Here is a 17,672-nt window from a genome sequence, read left to right as displayed (position 1 = left end):
CCTCTCATTTCATCGGCATTGCAGGGCGGCACGTTGATCTTGCTCAACGCGCCGCGGCTCATTCGCTCATACCGTTCATTTTGTTCTTGCGGACTTCGGTGCGCAGAACACTTGGTAGAGTGTCTTCAGGACTTCGCGCGCGGGTTCGCTCGCGATCGAATAAAAGATCGTCTGCGCGTCGCGCCGCGCGGATACCAGGCCATCCTTGCGAAGGAGCGCAAGATGCTGGGACACCGTGGAATCCCTGAGGCCCAGGAATTCGGCCAGCTCGCCGACAGAATGCTCGCCGTCGATGAGCTGACAGATGATGAGGAGCCTGTGCCGGTTGGAGAGTGCCTTCAGAAGGTCACTTGCCTGATCCGCCGCCTGCTCCATCACTTCGCTATCTATTTTCATACTTGCGTATATACGCATGTTCGAATATATAGTCAAGCATCGCAGAACAGCCGGAACCGAACCGGCGGTGCATCCCAGTCCAATACGGAGAGGTACCCATGGCGGAAATCGTCGTAATCGGAGCCGGCCTGAGCGGAACGCTGATGGCCTATGAATTGCTGCCCCAGTTGAGAAAGGACGATCGCATCAGCGTGATCTCGCAGGGCGCGGTGTATCACTTCGTCCCCTCCAATCCCTGGGTGGCGATCGGCTGGCGCAAGCGCGGCGAGATCGAGATCGATCTCGCCGACATCATGAAGCGCAAGGGTGTGCGCCTGCTGACGCAGGGCGCCAAGCGCGTGCATCCGACCGAGAACCGTGTCGAGCTCGGCGACGGCACTTCGATCGACTACGACTATCTCGTGGTCGCGACCGGCCCTGAGCTCGCCTTCGACGAGATCCCCGGCCTCGGGCCGCAGGGCCACACCCAGTCGATCTGCCACGTCGATCACGCCTCCCACGCCAAGGACGCGTTCGAGAAGCTCGCTGCCAATCCAGGTCCCGTCGTGATCGGCGCGGTGCAAGGCGCTTCCTGCTTCGGCCCGGCCTACGAGTTCCTGTTCATCCTCGAAACCGAGCTGCGCCGGCGCAAGCTGCGCGATCGGGTGCCGATGACCTTCGTCACGTCGGAGCCCTATATCGGCCATCTCGGGCTCGACGGCGTCGGCGACACCAAAGGCCTGCTCGAAAGCGAGATGCGCGAGAAGCACATCAAATGGATCACCAACGCGCGCGTGGCGAGCGTCAGCCCGGGCATGATGTCGGTGGAGGAGTTTGCCGAGAACGGCACCGTTCACAAGGCACACGACCTGCCCTTTGCCTATTCGATGATGCTGCCGGCGTTCCGCGGTGTCGAGGCCGTCCGCGGCATCGACAAGCTCACCAATCCGCGCGGCTTCGTCCTCGTCGACAAACACCAGCGCAATCCGGCCTTCCCCAACGTCTTCGCGGTCGGGGTGTGCGTCGCGATCGCGCCGGTCGGGGCGACGCCGGTGCCGGTCGGCGTGCCCAAGACCGGCTTCATGATCGAATCCATGGTGACGGCGACCGCCATGAACATTGGCGCCCTGCTGCGCGGACAGGCTCCGACGGCGGTGCCGACCTGGAATGCAATCTGCCTTGCCGATTTCGGCGATTCCGGCGTCGCCTTCCTGGCGCAGCCGCAGATCCCGCCGCGCAACGTCAACTGGTCGTCCAAGGGCGAGTGGGTGCACTACGCCAAGGTCGCCTTCGAAAAATACTTCCTCCGCAAGATGCGCCGCGGCGAGAGCGAGCCGTTCTACGAGCGTTTCGTGCTCGACAAGCTCAACATCAACAAGATCAAGGAAGTCAGGACCGGCACATGAGTGCGACGCACCAGGTCGTCTGTGGCCATTGCGGGCGGACCAACCGCCTGCCCGCCGCCCGCGCGCCGGAAGGCGCGCGCTGCGGCGCCTGCCATCAGCCTGTCTTCACCGGGCATCCGATCGAGGTCGACGCGGACGCCTTCGGCCGCCACGTCGCCAACAGCGACATCCCGGTGCTGGTCGACGTCTGGGCGCCCTGGTGCGGTCCCTGCCGCGCCATGGCGCCCCAGTTCGAGCGTGCGGCGCGCGAGCTCGAGCCGCGGGTCCGGATGTTGAAGCTCAATTCCGACAACGCACAGGCCTTGTCGTCGCGCCTCAACATCTCGGGCATCCCGACCCTCTTGTTGATGCGCGGCGGCCGCGAGGTTGCCCGCCATGCCGGCGCGATGGATGCACGCAGCATCGTCGCCTGGACCGAATCCGCTCTCGCAAATCCGTAACTTCACCTTGAAAAGGAGTATCCCATGAATGTCGACAAAGCCGTCCTCGCCTTCGCAGGATTCGTCGTCCTGCTCGGCCTCGCGCTCGGCACCTATGTCAACGCCTACTGGTACCTGCTGACGGCGTTCGCCGGGCTGAACATGATCCAGGCCTCGTTCACCGGCTTCTGCCCCGCGGCGATCGTGTTCAAGAAGCTCGGCCTGCGCGGCGGCTGCGCGTTCTCCTGACGCGCTTCAACGGAGGAGCAAGCATGACCTATCATTTCTCCAAGACCGTCGACCTGCCGTTCGACGCGGCTGTCACGGCGACGACCGCGGCCCTGAAGAACCACGGCTTCGGCGTGCTGACCCAGATCGACGTCAAGGACACGCTGAAGAAGAAGATCGGCGCCGATTTCCGGCCCTATCTGATCCTCGGCGCCTGCAATCCAAAGCTCGCCTACCAAGCCCTGACGCTGGAGGATAAGATCGGAACGATGCTGCCATGCAACGTCGTGGTCCAGCAGCGCGACGGCGGCAAGGTCGAGATCTCGGCGGTCGATCCCGTGGCCTCGATGGCCGCGATCGAAAACCCGCAGCTCGGCGCGGTGGCGAACCAGGTGCGCGAAATGCTCAAGCAGGTCGTCGCCGAGATCGCCTGAGGGCAGCCACTATCGATTGCGAGGAATTTTCGCCCCATGTCCAATGAAACCCTGATCGAAGGCCCGCTCTACGAGAAGCGCAAGAAGGTCTATCCACAGTCGGTTCACGGGCGGTTCCGCCGCATCAAATGGACGATCCTGTGCATCACGCTCGGGGTCTACTACCTGCTGCCTTTCGTGCGCTGGAATCGCGGGCCTGGCCTGCCGAGCCAGGCCGTGCTGGTCGATCTTCCACACCGCCGCTTCTACTTCTTCTTCATCGAGCTATGGCCGCAGGAGGTCTATTACTTCACCGGCCTGCTCATCATCGCGGCGATGACGCTATTCCTGATGAACGCGGTCGCGGGGCGGATATGGTGCGGCTACATGTGTCCGCAGACGGTGTGGACCGACCTGTTCTATGCGGTCGAACGCTGGGTCGAGGGTGACCGGCGCGAGCGCATGATCGGCGACAAGCGCGGCTGGACGTTCGATCATGTCCGCAGGGTCGCACTCAAGCATTTCCTCTGGATCATGATCGCGTGGTGGACCGGCGGCGCCTGGGTGCTCTATTTCGCGGACGCACCGACGCTGGTGAAGGAGCTTGCGACCTTCCAGGCACCGTTCGTCGCCTATCTCTGGATCGGCATCCTGACCGCCACGACCTACCTTTTCGCCGGCCACGCGCGCGAGCAGGTCTGCATCTACATGTGCCCGTGGCCACGCATTCAGGCGGCGCTGACCGACGAATGGGCGCTCAACGTCACCTATCGCCGCGACCGCGGCGAGCCGCGGATGTCGGTGAAGAAGGCGGAGGCCGCGCGCATCCAGGGCGACCCCGCCGGCGACTGCGTCGACTGCCATCAATGCATCAACGTCTGCCCGACCGGGGTCGACATCCGCCATGGCATCCAGCTCGGCTGCATCCAGTGCGGGCTGTGCATCGACGCCTGCGACAACATCATGCGCGACATCGGCCGGCCGACCGGCCTGATCGGTTACGACACCGATATCAACATGCAGCGCCGCCGCGAGGGCAAGGCGCCGATCTACCGGATCGTCCGCGCGCGGACGCTGATCTACGTTGTCGCGATCGCCATCGTCGGCAGCATCATGCTCTACACGCTCGCCACCCGCAGCACGATGGACGTCAACGTGCTGCACGAGCGCAACCCGTTGTTCGTGCAGCTCTCCGATGGGGGCGTGCGCAACGACTACACCGTGCGCCTGCTCAACAAGGGGGCGGAACGCAGTTTTGCGCTCGACATCACAGGCCTGCCCGGCGCGACCCTCCGGATCGCGGGCATCGACCGCAAGCCCGACGGCAAGCTGGTCGTCGAGGTCGGCCAGGACCAGACCCGCGAGGTCAGATTGTCGGTCCAGGTCGACAAGGCCCATGTGCCGCAAAAGGCGGTCGGGATCGCGGTCACCATGACCGACATCGCCAACGGACAGACCGTGAGCGCGGGCGATCATTTCGTGCCGGCGGACCAATGAGCGGCGTCGCTATGGCGATGCCGCGCTCGACCGCGGATCGACTTTGGCGCGCCGTCGTCGCCGGCCTGTGCGGCAACATAGCGCACGGGACGCTGATGGTCCTGAAGGAGCGAATGGGCTGGCTGCCGGCGTTCCAACCCTACCAGGACCTCCAGCGCGTGCTGGGCGCCGCGCTCGGCGAGTCCGTGCAGCCGGCGCTTCCCTGGCTGCTGTCGTTCATCAACGGGACGCTGATCATCAGTCTGGCCTTTTCGCTGATCTACTCCCGGCTGCCCGGCCGTAGCGGGGCGGCGAAGGGTCTCGTCCTGGGCCTCGTCGGCTGGGTCGCCATGGGACTGTTCCTGTTCCCGATGCTCGGCCGCGGCCCATTCGCATCGGACATGGGCCTCGGACCGTGGCCCGCCGCCTTCTCGCTCGCGATGGTGCTTGCCTATAGCGTGTTCGTCGGCATCGCCTATGCGGCCCTCGATCGAACACGGTCAACGCACGGTTAACGCTACCGCTCGAATTGAAGGCGCGCGCCAACGGTATTTTCCAATCTTTGCATTACATTTGGCCTGACAATGCGGCCAGGCGTAAGCGCCCGCCCGCGCAAATGGGAAATTTGGGACGTGGTCGATATCGCACATCGATCTGCGATCAATCCTGCACCGATGAGGGATGCCACGGCTTCGCGCGGCCGCAATCCGGAAGGCACCGCGCCACTCATTCCCCTCGCATCCGTCGACCTCGCCCAGTGGCAATCGCTCAGCGATCGCGCGAGCGAGCCGAACGGCTACTACCTGCCCGGCTGGGAGCTCGCGGTCAGCGCCTCGGCGCACGGTCGTACTGGTGCCGACGCGCTCTGTGCCTTCGATGCGTCGAACCGCTTGACCGGATTGATGCCGGTGGTCTCGCTGTGGCGCGCGTGGAAGATTCCTCTGCCCACGCTGGTGAGCGCACATCCCTACGGCACGCTGTGCAGCCCGCCACTCGATCGCGCCGCAGCCGGTGATGCTGCCACGCAACTGCTCGACCAGGCGCGCCAGGCCGGCGCGCATGCGCTGATCCTGCGCGACGTCGCGCTCGACGGCGCGGCGATGACGGCGATCAACGCAAGCCTTGCCCGCGAAGGCCTCTCGTCGCAGGTGCTGACGTCCTATACACGCGCCGCCCTCGACGCCACGCAGGACAGCGAGACGCTGCTGCGCGCGGGACTGGGCGGCAAGAAGCTGAAAGAGCTGCGTCGCCAGCGTCACCGGCTCGAAAGCCATGGCGTTGTCGCGTTCGAGATTGCGCGCACGCCGCGCGATATCGGCGCCGCACTCGAAACATTCCTCCCGCTCGAAGCCAGCGGCTGGAAGGGCAAGCGCGGCACAGCACTCGTGCAGAACGCTGGCGACGCCGCGTTCATCCGCCGCGCCGTCCCGGCGCTGGCCGAGACCGGCCAGTGCGAGATCATCATGCTGCGCGCCGGCGCTACGCCTGTCGCGGCCGGCATCGTGCTGCGGCATCAAACTCGCGCGTTCTTCTTCAAGCTCGGCATCGACGAGCGCTTTGCAAAGTATTCGCCGGGCGTGCTGCTCACGCTGGAATTGACCCGCCACCTCTGCGCCGATCCCGCGATTGCCAGCGCCGATTCCACCGCGAGCGCCGACCACCCCATGATCAATCCGATCTGGCGCGGCCGCCTTGCGATCGGCGACGTGCTGATCCCGTTGCGACGGAACGATCCCACGGTCGCACTGATCCATGCGGCGCTGGTTGCGCGGGGGTTTGCGCTGGGGCTGGCGCGGCGCGCCGTTCGCCTGCTCCGTAAGTAGCGGCGATTACTCTGCCGCCTGCGCGTTGATCTCGGCTGACACCTGACGGATGGCCCGTGCGAGCAGGTTCGGATCCTGAGCGCCCGAAACCGCATATTTCTGCGCGAAGACATAGGTCGGCACGCCGGAGATGCCCTTTTCCGCGGCTTCCTGAGCATCAGCCGAAATGCGCGCGACATCCTCGTCGGTGGCGAGGCGCCGGCGCACGTCGTCGGCATCGAGGCCGACATCGGCGGCCGCCTGCACCAGCACGTTGACATCTGTGAGATCGCCGCCGTCACGGAAATAGAGCTCCATCAGGCGCTGCTTCATCTCCGGCGCCTTGCCGATCGCGCCGGCCCAGTGGATCAGCCGGTGGCAATCGATCGTGTTGGGCTGGCGCTGCACGAGCTCGGGCCGGTAGGTCAACCCCTCCTCGCCTGCAGCCGCGACGACGCGGCCGGCGATGCCCTTGTAGGCTTCGACCGAGCCGAACTTCTGCGTGAGATAGTCCTCGCGGCTGATGCCCTCGCGCGGCACCCAGGGATTGAGGAAGAACGGCCGAAAGGTCAGCTCAACGGGAACGTCGGGCACCAGCGCCAGCGCGCTCTCGATGCGGCGTTTGCCGATATAGCACCACGGGCACACCACGTCGGAGACGACGTCGATTTTCAGCGGCTTGAGCGTGCTCATATGTGTCTCCCGGGCGAATTTGATCGGCCCAAGATAAGCCGAACCGGGTGCCGCGCAAGACATGGGTTCCGCATGGCTCACGACTGCACCTCTGCGGTTATTGTGCCCCCGGCGACCCCCACCGATACTCGCGACCAAGATCGACCCATGGGAGACCGCGATGACCGCCATCTTCAGGCCGGAAGGCCAATCGTTCCGCGCCACCGAGCATGCCGGCGGACCGTGGTCGCCGGACATGCTGCAGGGAAGTGCGACCACCGCACTGATGACCCGCGACGTCGAACGGATCGCGAAGGACTCGGGCTTTGCCGTGCGCCGCCTCACCTTCGATCTTTGGCGGCCCGCGGGCCTGCGCGCCTTTACCACCAGGACTGAGCTGCTGCGCGATGGCCGCAAGGCCAAGACCGTGCAGGTGCGGCTGATGGACGGCGAAACCGAGATCGGCCGCTGCACCGCGTTGCTCACGGCCGAGGGCAGCGAAACGCCGAGGGATCCGTTCGCCAAGGCAGCCTCTCCCGACAAGGCGCCCGACGCCGGCACGCCGCCGCCTGCCTTCGCGCAAAAATGGAGCCGCTACTTCCAGAACGTCTCGGTGCGGCTGATCGAAGGTGCGCTGGAGAAGCCCGGTCCCGCGGCCGCCTGGATGCGGCTCGATGCGCCGCTCGTCGAGGGCGAGACCAACACACCTCTGCTGCAGGCGGTTCAGGCCGCCGATTTCTCCAGCGGTGTGGCGCAGATCGTCGACATGCGCGAATGGACGTTCATCAATCCCGAGATCAGCCTCTATTTCTTTCGCGCGCCGGAGGACGAATGGGTCCTGATCCGCGCCGCCACGCGCGTCGGCGCCAATGGCGCGGGCCTCACCCAGGCAACGCTGAGCGATCACAAGGGGCCGTTCGCGGAGGTGATGCAGGCGATGAGCTTCGAACGGCGCGAGGCGGCGCAGGCTCAGGCGTCCTGAGCGGCAAGCGCGGTCAGCGTAGCCTCTGAGGCAGCGTCGGCCGGCATGAACATCTCGACGCGGAGCTCCTGCAGCGTCACGTCCTGCGGCGTGCCGAGCGTCAGCACCGCGCCGATCAGGCCGATGCCGATCTCGCCCTTGCGCAGGCGTACCTCGCAGAGCGGACCGGGTGCAGCGCCCTCCTCGATCTGAGATGCCGGGAGGTCGGACATCCGCATCAGCTCGCGCCAGGTCGATTGCAGGGCCTCGTCGAGCGGCGCGGCCATCGCCTCGTGACGTGCCCGGGACAACAAGGCCGCCGCGACGCCTAGCCAGTTCTCGACGAACGGTCTGAGCTCGTTCGGCGCGAGGAACATCCGCATGTGGTTGAGCGGCCGCTGCATGCGCTCTTCGCCCAGCAACATTGTCATCAGGCGCAAGGCGGCGCGGTTCGCCTGCATCACGTTCCAGCGCCGGTCGGTCACGATCGCCGGGAACGGCTCGTGACGGCTCAGGAGGAGATCGATGGCGCGGCGCGCGTCGGCGAGCTCCGGCGCAGACAAATCTCGTTCGCCATATTGGCGCGCAAAGCCGCCGGCCTCGAGCAGCGCGTTGCGATCGCGCAGGGACAGATCGAGCGCGGAGGCAAGTTGTAGCAGGATGTTCCTGCTTGCCGTCGCCTTCGCGGTCTCGACATAGCTCAGATGCTTGATCGAGATACCAGCCTCAAACGCCAGCTCCGCCTGGCTCAACGCGCGGCGCGTGCGCCAGCCACGCAGGAGATCGCCGACGGGATTGGCAGGCCGAAGGGGTTTTGACGCGCGGGTATCCATGCCAGGATTCTACGAGCGGCCCGCGGAGCTGTAAACGCTGCCGATCAGCGCGGCTGCATCGCTCGCAGCCGCTCCGCGGTCTTTTCGTCGGCCGGAAAGAACGTCTCGATCGCCAATTCCGACAGCGTGATGTCGACCGGCGTGCCGAACACCATGGTGGTGGAGAAGAAGCTGAGGATCTCGCCCTGATGCCGCATCTTGAAGGGGATCGCGACGTTGTCGCTCGACAGCGGCGCCGAGCGTGCCGGGATCGGAAAGGCCTTCAGGTCGTTGTAGAGCTTGATCAGCTCGGGGTCGGCGGTCGCCTCGCATTGCCGATGCAGGCGCTCCAGAAGATGCCCGCACCATTCGGCGAGGTTCACCGTCCGTGCCGCCAGCGCCTCGGGATGGAAGGCGAGCCGCAGCACGTTGACGGGCTGGCCGAGCAGCCGCTGTGGGATGCCTTCGAGCAGCGGCGCCACCATGCGGTTGGCCGACACCAGATTCCAGTGCCGGTCGACGGCGAGCGCGGGGTTCGGCTCATGCGCCTTCAGCACGAGATCGATCGCCTGGCGGGCTGACTTCAAGGCAGGATCCTCCAGCGGGCGCTGCTGGAACGCCGGCGCATAGCCGGCCGCAACCAGCAGCACGTTGCGTTCACGCAGGGGCACATCGAGGCGCTCGGCAAGCTTCAGCACCATGTCGCGCGACGGCGCGGCACGCCCCGTCTCGACGAAGCTCAAATGGCGCGCCGAGACCTCGGCTTCGACCGCGAGGTCGAGCTGGCTCATGCGACGGCGCTGCCGCCATTCGCGCAAATGGTCGCCGATATGGATCGGCTGGGATTTTTCGGCGGCCCGGGCCATGGATGCATGTGCGTTCATGATGAGAAACCTAGCATGCGAATCTCGGCCCTTCCATTACCCGGGAGGTAATCGAATTGCCGAGCGGGACGGCGCATCTTCGTCACCACAGGAGATGAACCATGATCGCGCTGCTGATCTACCGCACCCTCGCCGACAGCGTCTTGCCCTGGGCCGTGAAGCTCGCGACCCGCGCATTGGCACGCCACCTCAACATGCCGGAACCGCTGGTGCACTCGACCGGCGAGTTCGTGGTGGTCCAGGTTCTGGCGTTCGAACACAGCGTCGGCAAGAGCCTCTGCCCGTTCCGCCTCACCGCCCTCGTCCGCGCCTGGTGGCGCGGCGCGCGTTGATTTTTCACCCGCCCCCAAGGAAACCTCAAGAAGGAGACTGACCATGATCCATGCATCCAATTTCCTGCGCCGCGCCCTGCTCGCCGATGCCGTCTTCAGCGGCGTCGCAGCCCTCGGCTTCACCTTCGGTGCCGCCGCCTTTGCCGCGCTGTTCAACCTGCCGGAGGCGCTGTTGCGCGAGACCGGCCTGTTCCTGATCGCCTACACCGCGCTTGTCGGATGGCTCGCCTCGCGCGGCGCGGTGCCAAAGGCGCTGGTGCTGCTGGTCGTGGTCGGCAACGCGCTGTGGACGGTCGGCAGCATCGCGCTGCTGCTCTCCGGCGCCGTGTCGCCGAATTTGCTGGGCGTCGTCATGGTCGTGGCGCAGGCGATTGCCACCGGCGTGTTCGCCGAGCTGCAGTTCATCGGCCTGCGCAAGAGCGGGAGTGCAATGGCCGCGTAAGGCGCGCTGCCGAATCCTCCAGCGTCGCCCTGGTGCCAGGACGACGCTGGAGAAGCAGTTTGCAGGCGCCTCGCTCGTCATTGCGAGCGCCGCTCTTCCAATGCGCATTTCGGCCGCGATGCGGGGCTGGTTTGCGCCCGAGCCTCTTGAGTGCACGGAAACGACCGTGTATCGGCGCAAGCGGAAGCCAAATGCCGGCAAGGGCCGGCCAATCCCTGGTGATCGCTTGAACCCTCCATCCTCGACGGCGTCCGTGGCTGCGTCCAGTTCCTTCGCAGCCATGAAGTCGCGGCCCTATCGCATGCAGTTCGCAGCCTATGTGCTGGCGATGATGGCCGACAATGTCGAGCATGTGATCAGCTACTGGGTGGTGTTCCAGAAATTCCATTCGCCGACGCTCGGCGGCTTTGCCGTGCTGTCGCACTGGCTGCCGTTCCTGCTGTTTTCCGTCGCCGTCGGCGGGCTGGCCGACCGCTTCGACCCGCGGCGTATCATCCAGTGCGGCATGCTGCTCTTCATTGTGGCGTCGGCCGGATGGGGCCTCTTCTTCCTCACCGACAGCCTGCAGATGTGGCATGCGATGCTGCTGCTGGTGATCCATGGCTGTGCCGGCGTGCTGTGGCAGACGCCGAACCAGCTCCTGCTGTTCGACATCGTGGGCCCTCAGGACCTGCCGAGCGCCGTGCGGCTGAACGCAATGGCGCGCTATCTCGGCATTCTGGTCGGCCCCGCCGTGGGCGGCGTCATCATGCTGGCACTGGGACCTGCCCACGGCATCATCCTCAACACGCTGTTCTATCTGCCGATGCTGCTGTGGCTGTTCTGGGCGCCGACGAGCGACAGGAGCGCGACACCGCGGCGCTTCGCGGTGCGCGGCTTTGGCGACATCGTGCAGACCATCCGCGACATCGCAAAGCAGCCGGTGCTGACCTCGATGACGTGGCTCGCGGGCCTCACCTCCTTCATGATCGGCAACGCCTATCACGCCCAGATGCCGGGCTTTGCCGGCGATCTCGGCCATGGCGACCCCGGCGTGTCCTACAGCGTGCTCTTGGCGGCCGACGCCGGCGGCGCGGTGCTCGCGGCCATCGCGCTCGAATCCTGGGGACGGCTGAAACCGAGCCCGCGGACCGCGATCCTGCTCGCGATCCTCTGGAGCGTCACCCTGCTCGGTTTCGCCACCGTCGGAATCTATGGTGTCGCCATTGCGCTGCTGTTTGCGGCCGGATTCTTTGAGCTGTCGTTCAACACGATGGCGCAGGCGCTGGTGCAGATCAACGCGCCGGCCGACAGCCGCGGCCGCGTGGTGGGCCTGTTCAACATGGCCGGCCTCGGCATGCGCGCCTTTTCTGGCCTCACCGTGGGCGTCGTCGGCGCCGGGATCGGCATCCACTGGTCGCTTGGGGTGTCGGCGGCCGTGCTGTTTGGACTGCTGCTGGTGCTGTATCGACGGGCGGTGAGATAGGCCTGAGTTCGTAGCCCGGGTGAGCGAAGCGATACCCGGGAAGCCACGGACAAGGATCCCGGATGTCGCTTTCGCTCATCCGGGCTACGACGCGTTCCAGCGAATACTTAGCCCCGAACGCGCCCGACCTTGCCGTTAAAATGCTTGCCGTTCAGCTTTTTCTTTGCGGGCGCCTTGCCGGTGGCCTTCTGCGCCTTGCGCTCCGCGCGGGCCTTGACCTTGGCGCGTTCGGCACGGGCTTCGGCGCGCAGCTTCTTGCGCTTGGTCTCACATGAGGCGCATTTGCAGCCGATCGGCTTCAGATAGGCTTTGAAATAGTCGGTGCCGTAGTCGTAGTTGATCTCGTCGCCCGGCTCGATGTTCTTGATGGCGCGGATGAAGACCTTGCGCTCGCGCGGGCGCACGTCGGATTCCGCGTTCGGCCGGCAGGAATGATTGATGTAGCGGGCGACGTTCTTGCGCACGGAGCCGTCGATGGTCCAGCGGCCGTTCAGTTCGAACAGATATTTGTTCTCGATGTCGTCCTGTTCCTTGATCCGGGAATCCAGGATCGGCCCGAAATAGCGAATGATCCGGGTCCCCTTCTTGATCGGTTTGGTGGCGAAGAGACCAAGTCCAGTCTTGGAGCGGCCGACGCGAAACGGTTTGTTCGAGGAGATAGCGGGCATGACCGAGAAAGTTGAGAAACGCGAATGGAGCCGCGAGGGCTCAGGCGAAGGCGCCCTTCTAGAACGATTCCGCGCCGCTGTCAGGTGCCTCGGAGCCAAGTTTGAACCTTCCCCACAATGAACACGTCTGATGGAGAGAGTTCCAGGGGGCCGGAGGCCTCGTCATGAAGCATGTCACGCTCGCCTGCCTGATCGCGCTGCTTGCTTGCGCCTGGTATGGCCCGGCCCACGCCCAATCTTTCGGCAGCAGCTATACCTCGACCGCGCCCAGGGATTGCCGCGTTAGAAGCGCAGGCAATGGTGTCGACGACAGCACCGTGCGGGTGTGTCCGGGCAAGGCCGGCCTCATCGTGCTGATCTCGGAGGACGATCTTCGCGAAATCGTCTCGGTCGGAAAGAACCGTTCGGCGGCCGCCAAGGAGCCCGCCGCCGAGGTCTGGTTCGGCCCGTTCAATTCGAGTGAGCACACCGTCGAGTGGCGCGCCGCCGACGGCAAGCCATTCGCGATCATCCAGCGCTGGCACATCGCCGACAACAACGACCCCGACAAGCAGGGACGGCCGAACACCAAGGCGCTGCTGGTCGTGACGCGGCTGCCGCCGGGAGCGGTCTGCCATGTCGCCTATGTCGATGCGATCGCCAATCCCAACGCCAACGAGCTCGCGCGCAAGGCTGCGGACGAACTTGCGCGCGGCTTCAAATGCGGCAAGGACGAACTGAAGATCGTGGGTGCGAGCGGCCGCGCGGTGGAGCTCGTCGCGCGCTAGACCCCGATTAGCAGCCCGGTTGCTTATTGGCGACCGTCGACAGCAGAACCGCTTCGAGAAGCTTTTCGGGCGTGGTGCCCGGCGGCAGGCGATGCAGGATGTCGCTGAGGCGCCCGTCGAGCATCAGCATGGTGAAGCCGTGCACCAGCGACCAGTTGCGCGCGATGACCGCGGCATGCTCGAGCGACAAGGCCTCGAGCGCATCCTCGGTGAGCTGCTCGGGAGGCGCGAAGCGGGCCGAGCTCGCCAGGCCCTTGAACGAGGCGCTGGCGGCCTCGTGCAACGACGGCCGTGAGTAATCGAGCCGCTCGGTGCGGAACATCAGGCTGTACATGCCGGGATGCGCGCGCGCATAGGCGACATAGGCCTTGGCGTTCGCCATCCCCTTCATCAACGGATGCGTTTCGCTGTTGCGGGCGGCAACCATGGCCGCATTGAAATTGCGGAAGCCGATCGCCGCGAGCTCCGAGATCAGCCCGGTCAGATCGCCGAAATGATGCGTGGGCGCGGCATGCGACACGCCCGCCTCGCGCGCCACCGCGCGCAGCGTGAGGCCGGCAAGACCGTCACGCTCCAGAATGCGCTCGGCCGCCTGCAGCAGGGCCTCGCGCAGCGCGCCATGGTGATAGGGCGTTTCGGTCTTGGCGCTCGTGCTCTTCGCGGGGCCGGCCTTGCGCGCAAGGCGCGGTCGCGCAACGGATGCGGAGGGTGATGCTCTCTTGGCGCGCGGGCGGCGCGCAGTGTCGGTCTTGGCCATAAGTCAACTTATGTCACGCAATTTTGACAGTGTAAAGATTTCACTTGACCAGAGCCAACAGCTCCTGTATCGAATCTTTACAACGTAAAGATAGGGAGGGTCTACGACGTGCTGCAGGAAGCCATCAAGGATAGCCGGACCAACCTCGCGCCGATCCCGTTCGAGGCAGATGCGCCACACCTCAAGATCGTCGGCGAGTTGCCGCGGGAGCTGAACGGCACGCTCTATCGCAACGGGCCCAATCCGCAGTTCGACGCGCCCGGCGCGCACTGGTTCGTCGGCGACGGCATGCTGCACGCCTTTCATCTCGAGAACGGCAAGGCGAGCTATCGCAACCGCTGGGTCCGCACGCCAAAATTCCTCGCCGAGCACGATGCCGGCCGCGCACTGTTCGGCGGCTTCGGCCGCAAGATGCCGGACGCGCCGGCGCACCTCACCGACGGCGGCGTCGCCAATACCAACATCATCAGCCACGCTGGCAAGCTGCTCGCACTCGAAGAGGGGCATCTGCCGACCGAGATCGAACCCGGCACGCTCGCGACCCGCGGCTACTGCAACTTCGGGGGCCGCATCGCCGGGCCCTTCACCGCGCATCCCAAGGTAGACCCCACGACCGGCGAGCTCGTGTTCTTCGGCTACAATGCGAGCGGCCCGCTGACACCCGCCCTTTCCTACGGGGCGATCGACGCCTCCGGCAAGGTGACGCGCTTCACGCGATTCGACGCGCCCTATGCCAGCATGGTGCACGACTTCATCGTCACGGATAACCACGTGCTGTTTCCGATCCTGCCAATCACCGGCAGCATGCAGCGCGCGATGAGCGGCAAGCCGCCCTACGCCTGGGAGCCCGAGAAAGGCGCCTATGTCGGCGTGATGAAACGAAGCGGCTCGGAAAAGGACATCGTCTGGTTCCGCGCCGAGAGCTGCTACGTCTTCCACGTCATGAATGCGTGGGAGGAAGGCAACCGCATCATCGCCGACGTCATGCAGTTCGAGGAAGCGCCGCTGTTCCCGCATCCGGACGGCAGGCCCACCGATCCCGACAAGTCGCGCGCGCGTCATTGCCGCTGGACCTTCGATCTCTCTGACAATACCGACCGCTTCCAGCAGACTTATCTCGACGACCTCACCGGCGAATTCCCGCGCGTCGACGACCGCCGAGCCGGGCTAAAGACGAACCACGGCTGGTACGCCTGCGCCAATCCGAAGCTGCCGATGTTCGGCGCGCTCTCCGGCATCGTGCATGTCGACGGCGCCGGAAAACGGCTCGCGCATTATCTGCTGCCGGCCGGCGACACCATCTCCGAGCCTGTCTTCGTCGAGCGCGGCAAGGATGCCGCCGAAGGCGACGGCTGGCTGCTGTCGGTGGTCTGGCGCGCGCGTGAGAACCGCAGCGATCTCGCGGTATTCAACGCGCAGGACGTCGAGGCCGGCCCCGTCGCGCTGGTGCAGCTCGGCCATCGCGTGCCTGATGGATTCCACGGCAATTGGGTGGGGACGCAGTAAAGCCCTCCCCTGGTCATTCCGGGGCGCGCCACTTGGCGCGAGCTTTGATGCGCAATTGCGCATCTGAGAATCCATTGTACCGCAAGTGGTGCCGCTCGATGGATTCCGGGCTCGCGACTTCGTCGCGCCCCGGAATGACAGCGGTTGATACGCACAACGGAGATCCGCATGCACATGCCGTCGATCACCGCAGGTTATCTCGCGATCCTCGCCTTGCTGTACGCCGTGCTCGCGCTCCAGGTGATCCGGCTGCGGCGAAGCAATCAGGCTGCTTTCAATGATGGTGGCAATATCGCGTTGCGCAGCGCAATCCGCGCACACGGCAATTTCATGGAATATGTCCCGATCATCTCACTGATGGTCGCGATGATCGAGATGGCGGGGACGACGCCCCTGCGCATTCACCTGCTGATGGGCGCGCTACTGCTGTCGCGGCTGCTTCATCCGCTCGGCATGTATGCGGTGACGAATTCACGACTGTTCTGGATTTGTCGCGGCGGCAGCATTGTCGTCACGATCGGCTTGCTCGTGACCTGCGCGGTGAACATCTTGTCGCGGGTTATTGCGGGGACGATGCCGCAATGATTCAGGCGTCAAGCGACTGTAATTATTCGATTAACCCTACATTCTTCACATCATTTTGACACTGTAAAGATTTTCCTTGACCCGGTCCGGGATCTGCATTATCCATCTTGACACTGTAAAGATTTGCCGACCGAGGCACCCCACATGGCCATTTTCCTGATCCTTGCCCCCTACGGCGTCTTCACCTTCCTGATGCTGGTAGCCTCCGCGGCCGTCAGCGTGTTCACGGCGTCCGCGGTCTGCCTCGCCACCATCGCAATCGATCTCTGGTACGGCCGCTCCGTGAAGATGCTGGCCGCGGGCTCCGCGATCATCCTCGCCGCGATCGGCCTCTATATCGTCCTCGTCGATCCCGCCTTCGGCACGCTCGGGGTGAAGGTATCGGTCGACGTCGGCATCTTCGTCATCTCGCTGGGCTCGATGCTGATCCGCAAACCCTTCACGCTGCAATATGCGATCGAGGCCGTGCCGGCCGAGATCGCGGCGATGCCCGGCTTCATGCGTGCCAACTACATCATTACCGCGGCGTGGACCGCAGCCGCGCTGTTGATGCTGGCGGCCAATGTCGTGCTGCTCTACGTGCCGGGCCTGCCGATCTGGTCGAGCATTGCGATCGCGTTTGCGGCCCGCAACAGCGCGATCTATTTCACAAAATGGTATCCCGAGTACCGCAAGATCAAGTACGGTACGCCCCCGAACGCCCTGCCCCACACGCACTGACAGGACAGACGATGAAAGACGTATTCCGCCGGCTCGTCTCCGACTTCCTCTCGACCATCGTCTTCCTGGTCATCTATCTCGCGACCGACAACGTCATTCTCGCGACTGCCGTTGCGATCATCGGCGCTATCGCCCAGGTGGCCTGGTCGCGGTACAAGGGCCAGACGCTGAGCTACATGACTTGGGCGAGCCTCGGCCTCGTCATCGTGCTCGGCAGCCTGACGCTGCTCACCCACGATCCGCGCTTCGTGCTGGCAAAGCCCGCGATCGGCCATGTCGCGATCGGCATCATCATGCTCAAGCGCGGCTGGATGCTGCGCTACATGCCGCCGGTCGTGAGCGAGACGATCCCGGAATATGTGACGGTTGCCGGCTACGCCTGGGCCGCGCTGATGTTCGTGCTCGCCGCCGGCACGGTTGCGGTGGCGATGACCGGCGACATGAAGCTGTGGGCCTTCTACATCTCGGTGGTGCTGGTCGGCACCAAGCTCGGCGCATTCGCGATCCAGTACGCCGCCTTCCGCCTCATCGTCGGCAGCCGCATCCGTGCGGCCGCCCGCGCCTGAAGTCCAGCCGCGTCAAAGAGTGCGTTAGGCAGGTCGGACGAGTTAGGCTATACGCTCGCCTTGGCCCCGCCGCGGCTCATCGCGGACTGCCGGGTAAAAAAGTTGGGAGACAGGAATGGCCGTTGACGGAAATTGGAATTTGACCATGACAACGCCGATGGGCGAGCGCCAGGCGACGCTGAGCCTGAAGAGCTCCGGCGGCACGCTGACCGGCACGCAAGGTGCCGAAGGCAACAGTGCCGAGATTTTCGACGGTGCCATCAGCGGCGATGCCGTCAACTGGAAGGTCTCGATCACCAACCCGATGCCGTTGACGCTCGAGTTCATTGGCAAGGTCGCCGGCGACAGCATGAGCGGCGAGATGGGCATCGGCCCGATGGGCAGCTTCCCGTTCACGGGCACGCGGGCTTAATCGC

At 64.9% G+C, this 17,672-nt stretch carries 23 protein-coding genes; 17 read left to right on the top strand and 6 right to left on the bottom strand.

Going from position 1 to position 17,672, the window contains the following annotated elements; translation table 11 throughout:
• Window positions 1-75: 75 nt before the first annotated feature.
• The gene (locus tag C2U70_RS04365) at window positions 76-375 is read right to left on the bottom strand and encodes an ArsR/SmtB family transcription factor (protein ID WP_186294055.1); all 300 of its coding nucleotides are present in this window, start codon (window positions 373-375) and stop codon (window positions 76-78) included.
• Window positions 376-494: 119 nt separating this feature from the next.
• Here C2U70_RS04365 and C2U70_RS04360 point away from each other — a divergent pair, with 119 nt between their 5' ends.
• The 7 genes from C2U70_RS04360 to C2U70_RS04330 all read left to right on the top strand — a co-directional run bounded on the left by C2U70_RS04360 (window position 495) and on the right by C2U70_RS04330 (window position 6,140).
• The gene (locus C2U70_RS04360; protein WP_140976631.1) at window positions 495-1,781 is read left to right on the top strand and encodes an NAD(P)/FAD-dependent oxidoreductase; all 1,287 of its coding nucleotides are present in this window, start codon (window positions 495-497) and stop codon (window positions 1,779-1,781) included.
• Entirely contained in the window at window positions 1,778-2,221 is a 444-nt protein-coding gene (trxC, locus tag C2U70_RS04355) for a thioredoxin TrxC (RefSeq protein WP_140976630.1), read from the top strand. The genes C2U70_RS04360 and trxC overlap by 4 nt, the downstream gene beginning before the upstream one ends.
• 24 nt (window positions 2,222-2,245) lie before the next feature.
• A complete protein-coding gene (locus C2U70_RS04350; RefSeq protein ID WP_140976629.1) occupies window positions 2,246-2,449 on the top strand; it encodes a YgaP family membrane protein in 204 nt (67 codons plus the stop codon).
• A 23-nt stretch (window positions 2,450-2,472) separates the two neighbouring features.
• A complete protein-coding gene (locus tag C2U70_RS04345; protein WP_140976628.1) occupies window positions 2,473-2,862 on the top strand; it encodes a DUF302 domain-containing protein in 390 nt (129 codons plus the stop codon).
• A 36-nt stretch (window positions 2,863-2,898) separates the two neighbouring features.
• Window positions 2,899-4,338 (top strand): cytochrome c oxidase accessory protein CcoG, encoded by a 1,440-nt coding sequence (gene ccoG, locus C2U70_RS04340; RefSeq protein WP_140976627.1) that lies wholly within the window; start codon window positions 2,899-2,901, stop codon window positions 4,336-4,338.
• On the top strand, window positions 4,335-4,832 hold the full coding sequence (locus tag C2U70_RS04335) for a DUF6789 family protein (protein ID WP_246666658.1): 498 nt from the start codon (window positions 4,335-4,337) through the stop codon (window positions 4,830-4,832). The genes ccoG and C2U70_RS04335 overlap by 4 nt, the downstream gene beginning before the upstream one ends.
• A gap of 117 nt (window positions 4,833-4,949) precedes the next feature.
• Complete coding sequence (locus C2U70_RS04330; protein ID WP_140976626.1) at window positions 4,950-6,140, top strand: GNAT family N-acetyltransferase; 1,191 nt, start codon at window positions 4,950-4,952, stop codon at window positions 6,138-6,140.
• A 6-nt stretch (window positions 6,141-6,146) separates the two neighbouring features.
• Here C2U70_RS04330 and C2U70_RS04325 read toward each other — a convergent pair whose 3' ends face one another.
• A complete protein-coding gene (locus C2U70_RS04325; RefSeq protein ID WP_140976625.1) occupies window positions 6,147-6,812 on the bottom strand; it encodes a DsbA family oxidoreductase in 666 nt (221 codons plus the stop codon).
• Window positions 6,813-6,972: 160 nt separating this feature from the next.
• Between C2U70_RS04325 and C2U70_RS04320 the strand changes: the two genes are divergently transcribed.
• Window positions 6,973-7,773 (top strand): thioesterase family protein, encoded by an 801-nt coding sequence (locus C2U70_RS04320; RefSeq protein WP_140976624.1) that lies wholly within the window; start codon window positions 6,973-6,975, stop codon window positions 7,771-7,773.
• On the opposite strand, the gene C2U70_RS04315 is transcribed toward C2U70_RS04320, so the two are convergent.
• Window positions 7,761-8,585, bottom strand: coding sequence for a helix-turn-helix domain-containing protein (locus C2U70_RS04315; protein WP_140976623.1), 825 nt, complete (start codon window positions 8,583-8,585; stop codon window positions 7,761-7,763). The two genes, C2U70_RS04320 and C2U70_RS04315, sit on opposite strands and share 13 nt — an antisense overlap.
• 44 nt (window positions 8,586-8,629) lie before the next feature.
• Window positions 8,630-9,448 carry a helix-turn-helix domain-containing protein gene (locus C2U70_RS04310; RefSeq protein WP_140976622.1) on the bottom strand — a complete coding sequence of 273 codons (819 nt, stop codon included), beginning with the start codon at window positions 9,446-9,448 and terminating at the stop codon, window positions 8,630-8,632.
• Between the two features lie 101 nt (window positions 9,449-9,549).
• Here C2U70_RS04310 and C2U70_RS04305 point away from each other — a divergent pair, with 101 nt between their 5' ends.
• From C2U70_RS04305 to C2U70_RS04295, 3 genes are all read left to right on the top strand, one after another.
• Complete coding sequence (locus C2U70_RS04305) at window positions 9,550-9,780, top strand: hypothetical protein (RefSeq protein ID WP_140976621.1); 231 nt, start codon at window positions 9,550-9,552, stop codon at window positions 9,778-9,780.
• Window positions 9,781-9,823: 43 nt separating this feature from the next.
• A complete protein-coding gene (locus C2U70_RS04300; RefSeq protein ID WP_140976620.1) occupies window positions 9,824-10,222 on the top strand; it encodes a hypothetical protein in 399 nt (132 codons plus the stop codon).
• A gap of 253 nt (window positions 10,223-10,475) precedes the next feature.
• On the top strand, window positions 10,476-11,687 hold the full coding sequence (locus C2U70_RS04295) for an MFS transporter (RefSeq protein ID WP_140976619.1): 1,212 nt from the start codon (window positions 10,476-10,478) through the stop codon (window positions 11,685-11,687).
• A gap of 107 nt (window positions 11,688-11,794) precedes the next feature.
• Here the strand turns inward: C2U70_RS04295 and C2U70_RS04290 are convergent, their stop codons facing one another.
• Entirely contained in the window at window positions 11,795-12,355 is a 561-nt protein-coding gene (locus C2U70_RS04290) for an SET domain-containing protein (protein WP_140976618.1), read from the bottom strand.
• A gap of 164 nt (window positions 12,356-12,519) precedes the next feature.
• On the opposite strand from C2U70_RS04290, the gene C2U70_RS04285 reads away from it, so the two are divergent.
• Window positions 12,520-13,122 carry a hypothetical protein gene (locus tag C2U70_RS04285; RefSeq protein WP_140976617.1) on the top strand — a complete coding sequence of 201 codons (603 nt, stop codon included), beginning with the start codon at window positions 12,520-12,522 and terminating at the stop codon, window positions 13,120-13,122.
• A 7-nt stretch (window positions 13,123-13,129) separates the two neighbouring features.
• Here the strand turns inward: C2U70_RS04285 and C2U70_RS04280 are convergent, their stop codons facing one another.
• A complete protein-coding gene (locus C2U70_RS04280) occupies window positions 13,130-13,879 on the bottom strand; it encodes a TetR/AcrR family transcriptional regulator (RefSeq protein ID WP_140976616.1) in 750 nt (249 codons plus the stop codon).
• 108 nt (window positions 13,880-13,987) lie between these two features.
• On the opposite strand from C2U70_RS04280, the gene C2U70_RS04275 reads away from it, so the two are divergent.
• The 5 genes from C2U70_RS04275 (at window position 13,988) to C2U70_RS04255 (ending at window position 17,668) form a co-directional block, all read left to right on the top strand.
• Complete coding sequence (locus C2U70_RS04275) at window positions 13,988-15,385, top strand: carotenoid oxygenase family protein (protein WP_140976615.1); 1,398 nt, start codon at window positions 13,988-13,990, stop codon at window positions 15,383-15,385.
• Window positions 15,386-15,559: 174 nt separating this feature from the next.
• Window positions 15,560-15,970 carry an MAPEG family protein gene (locus C2U70_RS04270; RefSeq protein WP_186294054.1) on the top strand — a complete coding sequence of 137 codons (411 nt, stop codon included), beginning with the start codon at window positions 15,560-15,562 and terminating at the stop codon, window positions 15,968-15,970.
• Between the two features lie 144 nt (window positions 15,971-16,114).
• A complete protein-coding gene (locus tag C2U70_RS04265) occupies window positions 16,115-16,690 on the top strand; it encodes a hypothetical protein (RefSeq protein WP_140976613.1) in 576 nt (191 codons plus the stop codon).
• Between the two features lie 11 nt (window positions 16,691-16,701).
• Window positions 16,702-17,256: an inner membrane-spanning protein YciB gene (locus C2U70_RS04260; RefSeq protein WP_140976612.1), complete on the top strand. Its 555-nt coding sequence runs from the start codon at window positions 16,702-16,704 to the stop codon at window positions 17,254-17,256.
• A gap of 115 nt (window positions 17,257-17,371) precedes the next feature.
• Complete coding sequence (locus tag C2U70_RS04255) at window positions 17,372-17,668, top strand: hypothetical protein (protein WP_140976611.1); 297 nt, start codon at window positions 17,372-17,374, stop codon at window positions 17,666-17,668.
• The last annotated feature ends 4 nt before the right edge of the window (window positions 17,669-17,672 follow it).

The organism is Bradyrhizobium guangdongense (assembly GCF_006483445.1).
Classification (GTDB): domain Bacteria; phylum Pseudomonadota; class Alphaproteobacteria; order Rhizobiales; family Xanthobacteraceae; genus Bradyrhizobium; species Bradyrhizobium guangdongense_A.
This window is presented reverse-complemented; position numbering and strand designations above follow the sequence as displayed.

What these genes read in the sequence shown, in the direction of transcription:
- C2U70_RS04325 (WP_140976625.1), bottom strand. Translation starts at nt 6,812, where the DNA reads ATGAGCACGCTCAAGCCGCTGAAAATCGACGTCGTCTCCGACGTGGTG.
- C2U70_RS04320 (WP_140976624.1), top strand. Translation starts at nt 6,973, where the DNA reads ATGACCGCCATCTTCAGGCCGGAAGGCCAATCGTTCCGCGCCACCGAG.
- C2U70_RS04300 (WP_140976620.1), top strand. Translation starts at nt 9,824, where the DNA reads ATGATCCATGCATCCAATTTCCTGCGCCGCGCCCTGCTCGCCGATGCC.
- C2U70_RS04260 (WP_140976612.1), top strand. Translation starts at nt 16,702, where the DNA reads ATGAAAGACGTATTCCGCCGGCTCGTCTCCGACTTCCTCTCGACCATC.
- ccoG (WP_140976627.1), top strand. Translation starts at nt 2,899, where the DNA reads ATGTCCAATGAAACCCTGATCGAAGGCCCGCTCTACGAGAAGCGCAAG.
- C2U70_RS04305 (WP_140976621.1), top strand. Translation starts at nt 9,550, where the DNA reads ATGATCGCGCTGCTGATCTACCGCACCCTCGCCGACAGCGTCTTGCCC.
- C2U70_RS04285 (WP_140976617.1), top strand. Translation starts at nt 12,520, where the DNA reads ATGAAGCATGTCACGCTCGCCTGCCTGATCGCGCTGCTTGCTTGCGCC.
- C2U70_RS04270 (WP_186294054.1), top strand. Translation starts at nt 15,560, where the DNA reads ATGCCGTCGATCACCGCAGGTTATCTCGCGATCCTCGCCTTGCTGTAC.
- C2U70_RS04310 (WP_140976622.1), bottom strand. Translation starts at nt 9,448, where the DNA reads ATGAACGCACATGCATCCATGGCCCGGGCCGCCGAAAAATCCCAGCCG.
- C2U70_RS04365 (WP_186294055.1), bottom strand. Translation starts at nt 375, where the DNA reads ATGGAGCAGGCGGCGGATCAGGCAAGTGACCTTCTGAAGGCACTCTCC.
- C2U70_RS04255 (WP_140976611.1), top strand. Translation starts at nt 17,372, where the DNA reads ATGGCCGTTGACGGAAATTGGAATTTGACCATGACAACGCCGATGGGC.
- C2U70_RS04335 (WP_246666658.1), top strand. Translation starts at nt 4,335, where the DNA reads ATGAGCGGCGTCGCTATGGCGATGCCGCGCTCGACCGCGGATCGACTT.
- C2U70_RS04350 (WP_140976629.1), top strand. Translation starts at nt 2,246, where the DNA reads ATGAATGTCGACAAAGCCGTCCTCGCCTTCGCAGGATTCGTCGTCCTG.
- C2U70_RS04280 (WP_140976616.1), bottom strand. Translation starts at nt 13,879, where the DNA reads ATGGCCAAGACCGACACTGCGCGCCGCCCGCGCGCCAAGAGAGCATCA.
- C2U70_RS04360 (WP_140976631.1), top strand. Translation starts at nt 495, where the DNA reads ATGGCGGAAATCGTCGTAATCGGAGCCGGCCTGAGCGGAACGCTGATG.
- C2U70_RS04315 (WP_140976623.1), bottom strand. Translation starts at nt 8,585, where the DNA reads ATGGATACCCGCGCGTCAAAACCCCTTCGGCCTGCCAATCCCGTCGGC.
- trxC (WP_140976630.1), top strand. Translation starts at nt 1,778, where the DNA reads ATGAGTGCGACGCACCAGGTCGTCTGTGGCCATTGCGGGCGGACCAAC.
- C2U70_RS04345 (WP_140976628.1), top strand. Translation starts at nt 2,473, where the DNA reads ATGACCTATCATTTCTCCAAGACCGTCGACCTGCCGTTCGACGCGGCT.
- C2U70_RS04265 (WP_140976613.1), top strand. Translation starts at nt 16,115, where the DNA reads ATGGCCATTTTCCTGATCCTTGCCCCCTACGGCGTCTTCACCTTCCTG.
- C2U70_RS04290 (WP_140976618.1), bottom strand. Translation starts at nt 12,355, where the DNA reads ATGCCCGCTATCTCCTCGAACAAACCGTTTCGCGTCGGCCGCTCCAAG.